15 protein-coding genes are annotated in these 12,088 nt (G+C 35.0%); 7 read left to right on the plus strand and 8 right to left on the minus strand.

Features of this window, described 5'->3' with window-relative positions:
- Window positions 1–35 precede the first annotated feature (35 nt).
- The 3 genes from P278_RS10075 to P278_RS10085 all read right to left on the minus strand — a co-directional run bounded on the left by P278_RS10075 (window position 36) and on the right by P278_RS10085 (window position 3,270).
- Window positions 36–1,085, minus strand: a complete 1,050-nt coding sequence (locus tag P278_RS10075; RefSeq protein ID WP_038266177.1) for a response regulator — start codon at window positions 1,083–1,085, stop codon at window positions 36–38.
- A 5-nt stretch (window positions 1,086–1,090) separates the two neighbouring features.
- Window positions 1,091–2,323, minus strand: coding sequence for a PAS domain-containing sensor histidine kinase (locus P278_RS10080; protein ID WP_038266179.1), 1,233 nt, complete (start codon window positions 2,321–2,323; stop codon window positions 1,091–1,093).
- 110 nt (window positions 2,324–2,433) lie between these two features.
- Window positions 2,434–3,270: a universal stress protein gene (locus P278_RS10085; RefSeq protein ID WP_038266182.1), complete on the minus strand. Its 837-nt coding sequence runs from the start codon at window positions 3,268–3,270 to the stop codon at window positions 2,434–2,436.
- Window positions 3,271–3,403: 133 nt separating this feature from the next.
- Here P278_RS10085 and P278_RS10090 point away from each other — a divergent pair, with 133 nt between their 5' ends.
- The 5 genes from P278_RS10090 (at window position 3,404) to P278_RS10110 (ending at window position 7,347) form a co-directional block, all read left to right on the plus strand.
- Window positions 3,404–4,483, plus strand: coding sequence for an efflux RND transporter periplasmic adaptor subunit (locus P278_RS10090; protein ID WP_038266183.1), 1,080 nt, complete (start codon window positions 3,404–3,406; stop codon window positions 4,481–4,483).
- Entirely contained in the window at window positions 4,480–5,742 is a 1,263-nt protein-coding gene (locus P278_RS10095) for an ABC transporter permease (RefSeq protein ID WP_038266185.1), read from the plus strand. The genes P278_RS10090 and P278_RS10095 overlap by 4 nt, the downstream gene beginning before the upstream one ends.
- Before the next feature lie 11 nt (window positions 5,743–5,753).
- Window positions 5,754–6,428 carry an ABC transporter ATP-binding protein gene (locus P278_RS10100; RefSeq protein ID WP_038266188.1) on the plus strand — a complete coding sequence of 225 codons (675 nt, stop codon included), beginning with the start codon at window positions 5,754–5,756 and terminating at the stop codon, window positions 6,426–6,428.
- A gap of 86 nt (window positions 6,429–6,514) precedes the next feature.
- Window positions 6,515–6,964 carry a hypothetical protein gene (locus tag P278_RS10105; protein WP_038266191.1) on the plus strand — a complete coding sequence of 150 codons (450 nt, stop codon included), beginning with the start codon at window positions 6,515–6,517 and terminating at the stop codon, window positions 6,962–6,964.
- 17 nt (window positions 6,965–6,981) lie between these two features.
- Window positions 6,982–7,347, plus strand: a complete 366-nt coding sequence (locus tag P278_RS10110) for an arsenate reductase family protein (RefSeq protein ID WP_038266193.1) — start codon at window positions 6,982–6,984, stop codon at window positions 7,345–7,347.
- Between the two features lie 5 nt (window positions 7,348–7,352).
- Here P278_RS10110 and P278_RS10115 read toward each other — a convergent pair whose 3' ends face one another.
- Genes P278_RS10115 through P278_RS10125 form a run of 3 tightly spaced genes read right to left on the minus strand, consistent with a single transcriptional unit; the run spans window position 7,353 to window position 9,901 of the window.
- Window positions 7,353–8,330: an MlaD family protein gene (locus tag P278_RS10115; protein ID WP_038266195.1), complete on the minus strand. Its 978-nt coding sequence runs from the start codon at window positions 8,328–8,330 to the stop codon at window positions 7,353–7,355.
- Window positions 8,331–8,336: 6 nt separating this feature from the next.
- Window positions 8,337–9,122: an ABC transporter ATP-binding protein gene (locus tag P278_RS10120; protein WP_051413514.1), complete on the minus strand. Its 786-nt coding sequence runs from the start codon at window positions 9,120–9,122 to the stop codon at window positions 8,337–8,339.
- A complete protein-coding gene (locus P278_RS10125; RefSeq protein WP_082436131.1) occupies window positions 9,119–9,901 on the minus strand; it encodes an MlaE family ABC transporter permease in 783 nt (260 codons plus the stop codon). Before P278_RS10125 ends, P278_RS10120 begins: the two co-directional genes overlap by 4 nt.
- A gap of 146 nt (window positions 9,902–10,047) precedes the next feature.
- Between P278_RS10125 and P278_RS10130 the strand changes: the two genes are divergently transcribed.
- Both P278_RS10130 and P278_RS10135 read left to right on the plus strand, forming a co-directional pair.
- Window positions 10,048–10,431 (plus strand): hypothetical protein, encoded by a 384-nt coding sequence (locus tag P278_RS10130; protein WP_038266199.1) that lies wholly within the window; start codon window positions 10,048–10,050, stop codon window positions 10,429–10,431.
- Between the two features lie 239 nt (window positions 10,432–10,670).
- Window positions 10,671–10,970 carry an HPF/RaiA family ribosome-associated protein gene (locus P278_RS10135; RefSeq protein WP_038266202.1) on the plus strand — a complete coding sequence of 100 codons (300 nt, stop codon included), beginning with the start codon at window positions 10,671–10,673 and terminating at the stop codon, window positions 10,968–10,970.
- A 47-nt stretch (window positions 10,971–11,017) separates the two neighbouring features.
- Here P278_RS10135 and P278_RS10140 read toward each other — a convergent pair whose 3' ends face one another.
- Both P278_RS10140 and P278_RS10145 read right to left on the minus strand, forming a co-directional pair.
- Window positions 11,018–11,458, minus strand: a complete 441-nt coding sequence (locus P278_RS10140) for a hypothetical protein (RefSeq protein ID WP_038266204.1) — start codon at window positions 11,456–11,458, stop codon at window positions 11,018–11,020.
- A 53-nt stretch (window positions 11,459–11,511) separates the two neighbouring features.
- Complete coding sequence (locus P278_RS10145) at window positions 11,512–11,952, minus strand: Hsp20/alpha crystallin family protein (protein WP_038266207.1); 441 nt, start codon at window positions 11,950–11,952, stop codon at window positions 11,512–11,514.
- Between the last annotated feature and the right edge of the window lie 136 nt (window positions 11,953–12,088).

Raw genomic sequence — 12,088 nt, forward strand, 5'->3', positions numbered from 1 at the left:
TATGATATATATCAAACCTCTATAAAAAAATGATCTTAATCTACATTTCTCAAACGTTCAATATCCAGGACTTTAATGTTTCGTCCTTCTACAGCAATCAACCCTTCTTTTTTAAGTTCTGACAACGTTCTTATGAAACTTTCAGGAGCAATTCCGGCAACACTTGCTAAATCGTTACGTGAAATCTTTATCCCTTCACTTTTGTTCCTATCGAACTGATCTACGAATTGAAGAATGGTAGCAGCTGTTTTCCTTCTTACCGAACCATAGGCCATTTGAAGTAATTGGTTATTAAATTCGGTTAATCCTTCCGCTAAGAAATCAACAATTTCTATAGATAGCTTTTTATTATCATTAAGGATCGTAGAGAGTATGTCTTTTTTCACTGCGTAGACGGTTGTGTTTTTAATCGCCTTGGCATATTCTTTATAGGGGATATTCTGAGTAAAAGAACTGTATCCAAAAAAGTCATCTTCTTTACTCACCTTTGTTATCAATTCTTTTCCTTGTTCGTCTATTTTAAAAGACTTAACCATTCCCTCCTCTATCAGGAACATATAGTTAGAGTGATTACCTTCGGAATAAATCAAGGCTCCTTCTTCATAGGTGAACATTTCTCCTTCGTCTAAAAAGTAATTTTTAAGCTGATTAATATTAGCGATCTCATCTTCACGATCGCCATTAGACGCCTCAACCTGATTCATATCACTTAAAATTCGAACTTTAGCAAGTCTACTTTCGATTGCGTTAATAAGTTCCTCTTCTTCAAATGGTTTCGTAATATAATCGTCGGCTCCGAGGTTCATTCCTCTTCTTACCTCATTTCGCTCCGTTTTTGCCGAAAGAAAAATAAATGGGATTCTTTTGGTTCGGTCATTTTTAGACAAAGCCTCTAACACCCCATAGCCATCTAATTCAGGCATCATAATATCGCATACAATAATATCGGGCAATTCCTTCTCAGCCAACAACACCCCTTTTTTACCATCAGATGCGGTAACAACATTATAATTAGACAATTCCAGTAATTCTGCAGTATTTTCTCTTAGTATAACATCATCTTCAACTAACAGTACTTTTTTCATGAGCCTTATGATTTGGTTTTATTTGGTAATTCTATTTTAAAAACTGATCCTTTTTCGAGTTCACTTTCAAAGCTTATAGTTCCTCCCAGATCTTCTACGTGACTTTTCACAATATTTAACCCAATACCAGTTCCCTGGGTAATTAATGCATTCTGGGCCCTAAAATAACGCGAAAAAATATGTTTTTGGTCCTCCTTTGGAATCCCAATTCCCTCATCTCGGACGGTAAAGAGGAAATTGTTATTTTCCTTGAAGGCAACTTCTATAAAAATGGTGGAATTTTCAGGGGAGTACTTTATGGCATTCCCAATAATATTGGATAGTATAAGTTTAAAAATCTTTTCATCCTGAGCAATTACATACTCATCAATATCATCCGGAAACTGAATTTTCTGACCAGACTTAAGCGTCATGTTCGCATCGTATAAGATTTCATTAAAAACTTTACTTAAGTTGAATTTGGCAAATTTATAATCAATCTTACCTGAGTCGATACGTTCGATTGAAAGGAAATCGTTTAAAATACCGTTTAAATTTCTAACGGTTCCTTTAATGGTATTTATATGTTTATCTCTTTTTGGTTGTTGCTCTCCCTCCGTATATTTACCTAAGAGCATTGAAGAAGTTAGAATACTACTCAGTGGGGTTTTGAACTCATGAGAAACCATCGACAGGAATTTAGTCTTCAACTCATTGAGTTCTTTTTCCTTTTGTAATGCAATTTTGGCCTGACTCTCTGCTTCAATTCTCAACCTAACTTCCTTGGTGAGCTGAGCTACAGAATCTCGCAGTGCTTTGGTACGCTGCTTTATTTTATCTTCAAGGTGTTCATTGAGTTCTCTTATGACGTTCTCTGACTCTATACGCTTGGTAACATCCATCACAATCGCCATTATATATACCTTATCGTAAATATGAAATGGGTTCAGTCCGATTTCAACATAAAACTCTTCTCCATTCTTTTTAACTCCACTTAACTTCCTTCCTTCTGCCATTTTACGTTGGCTGGATTCTGCAAAATAACCATCATAGTGGCCGACATGTTTTTGATGGTAACTTTGCGGAATAAGTATGTTTAGATTTTGGCCTTTGAGTTCATCTTTTTCGTAACCAAACATTTGCTCCATCGGACTATTGGTGGCTACTATATTTTGATGCTCATCGACCACCAGAATCCCTTCTGAAATAGCCTCTGAAAGTATATTAAAAATGTCTTTGTCTTCTTGAAAAAACCTCATAGGTTGGAAACACAGCTTAAAATTACAAAGTTATTTATCCCTCCGCTCAAAAGAAAAGAAAAAGGTACAATATTTTTATAAAATAAGCTGTAATACTAAGGAATTTTCAATTATATCTTAAATGTAATTACAGGTAAATTAACGTGAGTAGCTATGTCTTCTCCAACGCTTCCCATAAAAAAGTGCGATACTCCCTTTCTACCATGAGTGGCCAGGGAAACAACATCTGCTTCGATAGCTTTACTGAATGCATAAATCCCACTTTCAATATTATAATCATTATAATAATGAACCTTATGATTTGGATTTATAACCCCCTCATTAGCCACACTTAAAAATTCATTTACCCGTTGATCTAATTCGGAAGTACTTCTGAATTCTTCATTAGGTAAATTCACATAAAGTAAATGAACTTCACTACCGAAATTATTAAAAAAGTGCATTGCTTTTCTATAAGCTTTCAAGGCATCAGGTTTAAAATCACAAGCAAAAACGACCTTTTTCATATTAAAGTTTTCACAAGGTTCTTTAATAACCATCACCGGGAAGTCTGAAGTTCTTATAATTTTTTCCGTATTAGAACCTACAAACATCTCAGAAAGTCCAGTATATCCATGAGATCCCATAACCACAAAATCTACTCCTTTATCATGTGCCAGATTATTCATTTCTGAAAACATCTTATAATTCTGAACCACTACTTCAGTCTCGACACCTTTCATAAAATCCTTTTCAAGCAGTTCATTAAAACGTTTCCTGGTGAGTTCCAGATAATAAATGGCTTCCGCTTGTTTTTGATCTTCTTCTGAAATAAATACGGACTGAGCAATGCCCATCATATGGAACAATAAAATTTTAGCATTAGATTTTTCAGCTATTTGTGCCGCTACTTGCAGTGCAAAATTTGAATGTTCCGAAAAGTCTGTTGGTACTAATATTTTTTTCATTTTCTTAATTTTTCACATATTAAAGACGTGGATCTACATCACTAATGTACTATGGATGAGGCAGATGATAAATGATATATATCATTTTAAAAATGTAATAGAAATTAGATTTTTAATAAAAAATCTGAGCATCATGAAACATTGCGTTTATTTTATTATTGCCCTCCTGCTTTCATGTAGCTCAGATAACAATAAAATATCACCTACCCGATCAGACATTGTTGAATCCGTTTATGCTTCTGTAACTATTCAGCCGGATAGCCTTTATAACATCTATTCGGCTGTTGGCGGCATACTGGATTATAATTACGTTGAGGAAGGTACGATCGTAAAAGCTGGCCAGCCTGTTATTCAAATTATTAATAACACCCCTCTCTTAAACACAAAAAACGCCAAACTCGCCTATGAACTTGCAAAAGAAAACCTAGAAGGGAGTGCTGCCATTCTCGATGCCATAGAAGAGGAAATTCAAACCGCCTTTTTAAAATACAAGAACGACTCCATCAATTACTTTCGGCAAAAAAATCTCTGGGAGCAACAAATTGGTTCTAAACTGGAATACGATACCAAGGAGCTCAATTACCAACTTTCAAAAAATCAATTATCCTTACTAAAGAATAAATTCAACCGAACTAAATATGAATTGAACACTCAACTACTTCAAGCAGAGAACAATTATAAAACCTCAAAAATAAACACGACAGACTTCACTGTAAAAAGTAAATTAAACGGAAAGGTATATGCGCTTTATAAGAATCCCGGAGAATTGGTGTCAATTCAGGAATCTTTAGGAACAATTGGCTGTAAAGAAAAGTTTATCATCGAAATGTTGGTTGATGAAGTTGATATTGTACACATAAAAAAGGGACAAAAAACACTGATTACTCTGGACGCATACGGAAACCAGATCTTCGAAGCTGGCATTGATAAGATTTATCCAACGAAGGATAACAGATCCCAAACTTTTTTGGTTGAAGCATTGTTTAAGAATCCCCCCGATGTATTATACCCCGGCTTATCCGGAGAGGGAAACATTATTATTTCTCAAAAGAAAAACGTGCTTACCATTCCTAAGGAATACCTCATAGAACAAAATCAGGTACTCACCAAAGAAGGAAAGGTTGAAGTTAAAACCGGATTAGAAAGTTTAGATCGAGTGGAAATTCTCGAAGGACTCAGTGAAAATTCAATACTTTTAAAACCAGGGACATGATTAACTGGAGGGTATTACTTGCAATAGCTAAAACGCATTTGACAACCAAGATGAAATCTACAGTAACTGCTTCATTAGGAGTTACCTTTGGTATCGGTGCCTATATTACTCTTGTTAGTTTTATGACGGGTCTGAATAATATGCTGGATGATCTCATTCTGAATCAAACCCCACACATACATCTTTACAATGAAATTGAGCCTTCAAAAAAACAGCCTGTGGCCTACTTTAAAGAGTTTCAAGATGCACTTCAAATTACCCATTCTGTAAAACCAAAACAAAGTCAGCGTAAAATCCACAATGCATTACCCATTTTAAAGAGTTTACAGCAAGATCCCAATGTGCTGGGTGCCACCCCACAATTACAAGCTCAAATATTTTACTTATCCGGTTCAATTGAATTAGGAGGGCAACTTACAGGAGTAGACATTATGGAGGAGGTTAGGTTATCTAACCTTGCCGATTACATTGTGGAGGGGAGCCCTGAAGACCTTAAGAACAACCTTAATGGTATTTTACTTGGAGCCGGTTTAGCCAAAAAAATGTCCTTGAGCCTGGGTGACAGGGTTCAGGTAAGTACGGTAAATGGTGTTATATCTCCTTTAAAAATCGTTGGAATTTACCAAAGCGGTATTGCTGACATTGACAACATAAAGAGTTTTGCTAATTTACAAACAGTACAAAAACTAGAGGGAGAGGCTGAAAATTTTATTACCGATATTAACATTAAACTCAAGAACATCGATCTTGCAGTTTCATTAGCAGATAAGCTAGAAAAACAATTTGAAGTAAAGGCCGTAGATATCAAACAAGCCAACGCTCAGTTTGAGACAGGATCAAATATCAGAAACCTGATCACCTATGCAGTTTCGATTACATTACTAATCGTTGCAGGTTTTGGGATATACAATATCCTGAATATGTTGATCTATGAAAAAATGAAAGACATTGCTATTTTAAAAGCCACAGGATTTTCGGGTACAGATGTACAAATAATATTCATGAGTCAGGCTATCATTATTGGCATCATTGGAGCCGTATTAGGCCTTACAATCGGTTATATCCTGTCAAGAATTATAGATACTATTGCTTTTGAAACGGAAGCGTTACCTACTATAAGTACCTATCCGATTAATTATAACATATGGTATTATATTATCGGCTCAGGCTTTGCATTAATCTCCACTTTTATAGCAGGATATTTTCCATCTAAAAAGGCAAAAAAAATAGACCCGGTACGAATTATCAGGGGCACTTAGAATTAAACGATATGGAATTGGTTTTAGAAGCAAATAACATTGATAAATATTTTAAAAAGCCCGTACTATTTCATGTACTTCATCACATCTCGTTACAAATAAAAAAAGGAGAATTTGTGAGTATCATGGGGAAGTCAGGCTGTGGAAAATCTACGCTTCTTTACATTCTTTCTACCCTCGACACTGCTTACGAAGGAAAATTATTCATTAATAACGAATTGGTTACCGGTAAAAATCAGCAGGAACTGGCTCATTTAAGAAACGAAAGTATTGGGTTCGTTTTTCAGTTTCATTACCTCCTGTCTGAATTCAGCGTACTGGAAAACATCATGTTACCTGCTAAAAAACTGGGTATTAAGACCTCTGAAGAAATTGAACACGATGCTATACTAAAGCTAAAAATGCTCAACATTGAACACATTGCTCAAAAAAGAGCCAGCAGAATTTCCGGTGGTGAAAAACAACGTGTCGCTATTGCACGAGCCCTTATAAATAATCCATCAATTCTTATGGGTGATGAGCCAACTGGAAATTTAGACAGCTATAATTCGAATAACATTCTAAACATATTTAAAGAATTAAAGGAAGAACGGGGCATGTCGCTATTAATCGTAACACATGATATTGATTTTGCTAATGAAACCGACCGCATCATTGAAATGGAAGATGGAACCATCATATCATAAACAACTGTAAAACAGATGTTAAAATGATTTTTGTCATTTAAAAAAACCTCATCATTCACTACCTTTAAATACTAAAATATTCCGTCATGAATGACTTTAGATATAGGCCAAAAGACGATTATATCCCAAAAGCCAATTGGGAAGAACTTTTTGTGCTTACGGAACATTGGCAATCAGATTTAGAATTTTATCAAGATGATTTAAAATTTTTAAATCATTTGATAGATAAGTATTTTATATGGCTAACCGACAAAAAGCATATTGATAAGGTAAGAGATCTGGAAGTGAACTTATTGGAAATAACCAAAAAATGTGAATCGCTGTTAGGCCAGACCTCAAAACACTTAACGCATATTGAAGAGATCATGAGTGATCCGTTCACCTACGATGCTCAAAAATTCAGGGAAGAACATCAATTATTGGAGGATGCGATCAGTGATTTTATAAAACAATTCAGAAAAAGCAGAAAAGCAGCATTTGCCATTACCGAATATGTCATTGACAGCGAAAAATTATCTTATCTGTTAAAAGATTAATCATCAAAATTACAGTCATGGGAGAAATTGCAACATCAAACAGGCAGATTACCTTATTCTATAGTTCAAATTCTACGAGAGCTAAAAAAACATTGGCCTATGCTAAGGCAGAAGGAATTCCGATCCAGGAAGTAGATATTCTTAAAACGAAACTGACCGGGACTCAGATAGCAGAAATAGCAGACCGGTTAAATATAAAAATCAAAGATTTAATCAACCAGGATCACCCTGCTTATAAATCTAAATTTCAACGACAGGACTTTTCTTCGGAAGACTGGATTAAGCTAATACAACACCATCCTGATATAATGAAGCAACCCATTGCCATCAGAGGTGATATATCGATACTTGTTGAAACCCCCTCTGATATTATTAAGATTTAAAACGGTTAATCATTTTGCTTTTCCTGTTCTTTTTCGAGTTTCTTATAATATCTTCGAAATAAAAAATTGTGCTTTAACGCCTCCATATTTTGATTGAAGCTCTCTGTCCCTGATTCTATATTTTGAATGGTCTTCTCTAATTGCTGCACCAATACCGTATCGGTTGTTAAATAATTTAAAGCTCCCTTCCCTCCTTTTATATCATATACGATAAGGTTAAGGTTTGTTAGCAGCGAATCAAGATTTTCTCCCGAATTCTCCAAATCCCTGATTACACTTTTTAACCTCATTCCTGATAGGGTATCTTTAAATAATACATTAGCGATACTATTTTCCCTATCCACCCCATTTAAGGTCGCACTAAGCTGTTCTAAAGAAGTCGTTGCCTTATAACTGGCATATTTTAAGTTTGTTAAGGTTTTACTCAAATCTTCAGCCATGGCGGTATCGTTTAAAAGTCTCCCCAGGGTTCCTTTTCCCTCTGTAAGGGCTTCCGTTACTTTGAGCAAATCGGCTGTAAGCAAGGCTGCATTTTCATTGGTTACACTCAGCGTGCTCAATAGGTCGTCTGCTCCTATTTTACTATATGACCTTATCTGATCACCATCTTGCACAGGTTGGTGGGTATTTTTGCCTGGAATGATATTAATAATCATATTTCCAACCAAGCCATCAGTTCCGATCGTAGCAACAGCATCTTTCTTAATAAATGGTTGAATTTCCTCTTTTAAAACCATTACCACTTTAATCGTGGTGTCGTTTTGCATGGTTATGCTTTTAACCGTACCTACATTAACGCCGGAAAAACGCACATTATTCCCTTCCTTCAATCCGTTTACATTGTTGAAAAGAACACCAATCGAAAATGTTTTACTAAACATATTCTCATTGTTGCCAATTAAATAGGCTGCCACCACTAAGAATGCAGTAGCTACGGTAACCAGGATTCCTAACCTTAATCTTTCTGATGCTGAACGTGCCATAATTTTTTATTTAAAGAAGGCCTTTACCTTCGGATCGTCTACTTTTATTAATTCCTGATAAGTTCCCTCCGCATAATTGATACCATCAACCAATAATATCATACGATCTGAAATCACTCTCGCACAATCAACATCGTGTGTTATGATTAGTGCAGATGTTTTATATTGTTGTTGGATCTTTTTCATTAGTACAATGATTTCTTTAGAGGTGATGGGGTCTAAACCACTGGTAGGCTCATCATAGAAAATAATTTTCGGCTTCATAATTAGGGTCCGTGCCAAGGCCACCCTTCGCTGCATCCCTCCTGACAACTCTCCGGGCATTAAATCTACAGTATGAGCCAAGCCGACACTCTCAAGCGCCTCTAACACCATATGATCAACTTCTATATTTTTCCCAAAACGCTCACGATGGCGACGCAAGGGAAATTCAAGGTTTTCTCTAACCGTCATAGAATCGTATAACGCACTTCCCTGAAATAAGAATCCGATATCGGCTCTTAATTCATCTAAGGAAGACTGGTCGAGGTGAACTATATCTTTACCCATTATATTAATAACGCCCCTGTCTGGTTTCATCAAACCAATCAAACATTTAATCATCACAGATTTTCCAGAACCGGATTTTCCCATGATGACTAAATTCTCTCCTTTGAAGAGCTTCATATTAAAACCATTTAAAACATGGTTTGAGGCAAAACTTTTCTCAAGATCTTCCACTATTATTATTACTTCCTGACTATCAAGTTGCTTTTCTTTATCCTGTTCCTGTATGTTTTCAAAAGGCTTCATAAATCGTAGAAAATATCAGAAATTATCACTGCTATAAAATCAAGGATGAATATTAACAAGGATGACATTACCACAGCCGTATTAGCCGCTAAACCTACCCCTACCGTTCCTTTTTCACAATAATATCCTTTAAAACATCCTACTAGGCCTATGGCAAAACCAAAGAACACCGACTTGATTACGGCCGGGATTAAGTCACTAAAGTTTAAAGCGTTGAACACCTGATTAAAATAAAGGCGGGCCGAAACATCTCCTTTGAAATGTTCTACCAAAAAAGATCCATACAGTGCCAAAACATCGCCATAAATCACTAACAACGGAACCATAAGGGTGGTTGCGGTAATTCTGGTAACTACGAGAAATTTAAAAGGATTTGTACCCGAAACTTCCATGGCATCTATTTGCTCCGTAACTCTCATAGAACCAAGTTCAGCCCCAATCCCTGAGGCCACCCTTCCAGCACATATTAATGCAATTATAACCGGACCAATTTCTCTTACTATGGATATTCCAACCATGGACGGCATCCATGAAACGGCTCCAAATTCCTGCAAAGTCGGTCGAGTTTGTAAGGTAAGTACCAACCCAATTATGAACCCTGTTAAACTTACCAATGGTAATGATCTGTTACCTACACTATAACACTGCTTCAATAATTCATTAAACTCATAAGGAGGCTGAATTGCTTCTTTAAAGAAGTGTCCTGCAAAAAAGGTAAGCGCTCCTATTTGTTTAAAGAAACTACTAATTAAGCTTCCTATAGACTTTTCTGATAACATCATAAACCTTTAGGTTCTTAAAGTTATGTTGCTTAAGAACGAATTAAAATGATATAAATCATTCCTAAGTTACTGATAATTATCATTCTAATTATCATTACTATCCAGTAAATTGATGAATTACGAACATAATTTAATTGGTAGTCATGAAAACAATTATAAAAAATTCCGATTTACATTTTGAGCATTCTTTATGGGAAAAAGAATTACTCTTCTGGCAAGATGAGATAAAATCATTTAAAAACAGGCTCTCTGAGATTCAAAAGCGTTGGACCGATGATACGGTTTTATCAGCGCTAGATCAGTATGAGAATCAATTCATCATACAACTAGAAAAAATAGATCAACTTAAAGATGATATACGAACCCATGAGCATGGCATTTCAAACCAACTAAAAGCCAATCAGGAAGCTATAGATATGGTAGGTTTGAAATATCACATGGAAATGAGAGACCGCATGGAAACGCAACGTCAAATCTACCATGACTTGAAAAAAAGATTTTTTGAATATCTCTCTAAATACTTATGATCTGAAGACAATTTAAACGCAAAGTAAAAGAAAATCAAGCTATTAAAATTACGTATTTGATAATTTATTTAAAGCATGATTTTGGTCATTTTATAAATATTATTTTTCCTGTTATTTTACTTATAGATATTTATAAATATTCAAGGTGATGTCAATATAAATCCGTAACTTCTAAATCGAATTGAAGGACTTATATTAAGTCTCCGAAACCTATTGTATAACCTAAAAATACGCTTACTATGAAAATAGATATTCAATTTGAAAAAATGAGCTCAAATAGTTATGTAGAAAAATTAGCAACCAAAAAGCTTAAGGATTTAGGTGAAAAATACGATTGGATTTTGAACGCTAATGTCTTTTTCAAAAAAGATAATGACACTAAGGGTAAAGGGAGAATTTGCAAAATCCGATTAAGAGTTCCAGGTTATGACCTTTTCGCATCTTCAGATCAAGAGTCTTTTGAAATAGCTTTAGCTGAAACATTAAAAGATCTGGAACGACAAATCAGAAAGAGAAAAACTCAGATGAGCACACATTAATCTCGATATATTTAAAGAAAGCCTCCTATGCTAAAATAGGGGGCTTTTTATTTTAAAAGATGTTTCGCTTTAGATTCTTTCATAATCTCCTGAACCACCACATATAACTTCAATTTTAGTTCATTAAACTGAGAAATGAAGTGTACAATTTTATCTTGTAGCATTCTATGTGTAGCTTTTACTTCCTTTTCCTCAAAAGGTTGATCTACACCATCAATGAGAACTTCCAGTTCATTATTATGACTCCGAACTTCATCAATGTAAGGCTTTATCTGATCACCTATCACCGATAATTCCTGAGCTATGCTCTTTCCCTCATCATAATACTTTTCAGAACTTAATTTTAAAAAGTATGTTCCCAATAAGTCTTCCAAAAAACGGTGTTCATTCTCCAAAAACTGTAGCTCAGACATCCATCTTGTCGCATCGTGATGCATTTCCTCGACACCTTTCCACTCAAGATATTTCGGGTTTGAATAAAGTACCATAATACTCAATTTTTAAAACAGGTAAAAGTGACGAATCACTTTTACCTGAATGATTATTTTACGTTGATAGTTTTAGAGGTATGTTTCTTAGCGTCTTCCTTTTTATTCAGCTTTATACGAAGTAATCCTTCATTGTAAGTAGCATCTACATCATCCTCCAGAATACTATCAGGCAATAACAATGACCGCTTAAAAGAATTATAATTAAATTCTTTTCGCGTATAATTGGCTTCTTCCTCCTCTTTGGTTTCCTTTTTTTCTGCAGAAATATTCAGATAACCATCGTCAATTGAAATATTAAAATCGTCTTTTGACAATCCGGGAGCTGCCATTTCCAACTCAAAACTTTCCTCACTCTCCTTAATATTTAAGGCTGGTTGTTCAATCATGGCTTTGGTCCAAAATGCATCTTTAAAAAAATCATCGGTATCAAAAAAGTCAGACAGTTCGGAATTAAGCCATGGCAATCTGTTGTTAAATTTAATAAGTGCCATAATTCTACTTTTTTAATGTTAAACAAAGGACCCTTAAAATTACCCAGATTAGTGATGGAATAAAATGATATAAGTCATTTAAAAACAGTGTTTTAATCACAAAAAAGTAGATTTACAAACATCTCTAATCACAACC

Origin of the sequence: Zhouia amylolytica AD3 (assembly GCF_000511935.2) — a bacterium.
Lineage (GTDB): Bacteria > Bacteroidota > Bacteroidia > Flavobacteriales > Flavobacteriaceae > Zhouia > Zhouia amylolytica.

What these genes read in the sequence shown, in the direction of transcription:
- P278_RS10135 (WP_038266202.1), top strand. Translation starts at nt 10,671, where the DNA reads ATGAAAATAGATATTCAATTTGAAAAAATGAGCTCAAATAGTTATGTA.
- P278_RS10115 (WP_038266195.1), bottom strand. Translation starts at nt 8,330, where the DNA reads ATGGCACGTTCAGCATCAGAAAGATTAAGGTTAGGAATCCTGGTTACC.
- P278_RS10125 (WP_082436131.1), bottom strand. Translation starts at nt 9,901, where the DNA reads ATGTTATCAGAAAAGTCTATAGGAAGCTTAATTAGTAGTTTCTTTAAA.
- P278_RS10080 (WP_038266179.1), bottom strand. Translation starts at nt 2,323, where the DNA reads ATGAGGTTTTTTCAAGAAGACAAAGACATTTTTAATATACTTTCAGAG.
- P278_RS10075 (WP_038266177.1), bottom strand. Translation starts at nt 1,085, where the DNA reads ATGAAAAAAGTACTGTTAGTTGAAGATGATGTTATACTAAGAGAAAAT.
- P278_RS10130 (WP_038266199.1), top strand. Translation starts at nt 10,048, where the DNA reads ATGAAAACAATTATAAAAAATTCCGATTTACATTTTGAGCATTCTTTA.
- P278_RS10095 (WP_038266185.1), top strand. Translation starts at nt 4,480, where the DNA reads ATGATTAACTGGAGGGTATTACTTGCAATAGCTAAAACGCATTTGACA.
- P278_RS10090 (WP_038266183.1), top strand. Translation starts at nt 3,404, where the DNA reads ATGAAACATTGCGTTTATTTTATTATTGCCCTCCTGCTTTCATGTAGC.
- P278_RS10140 (WP_038266204.1), bottom strand. Translation starts at nt 11,458, where the DNA reads ATGGTACTTTATTCAAACCCGAAATATCTTGAGTGGAAAGGTGTCGAG.
- P278_RS10120 (WP_051413514.1), bottom strand. Translation starts at nt 9,122, where the DNA reads ATGAAGCCTTTTGAAAACATACAGGAACAGGATAAAGAAAAGCAACTT.
- P278_RS10085 (WP_038266182.1), bottom strand. Translation starts at nt 3,270, where the DNA reads ATGAAAAAAATATTAGTACCAACAGACTTTTCGGAACATTCAAATTTT.
- P278_RS10110 (WP_038266193.1), top strand. Translation starts at nt 6,982, where the DNA reads ATGGGAGAAATTGCAACATCAAACAGGCAGATTACCTTATTCTATAGT.
- P278_RS10145 (WP_038266207.1), bottom strand. Translation starts at nt 11,952, where the DNA reads ATGGCACTTATTAAATTTAACAACAGATTGCCATGGCTTAATTCCGAA.
- P278_RS10105 (WP_038266191.1), top strand. Translation starts at nt 6,515, where the DNA reads ATGAATGACTTTAGATATAGGCCAAAAGACGATTATATCCCAAAAGCC.
- P278_RS10100 (WP_038266188.1), top strand. Translation starts at nt 5,754, where the DNA reads ATGGAATTGGTTTTAGAAGCAAATAACATTGATAAATATTTTAAAAAG.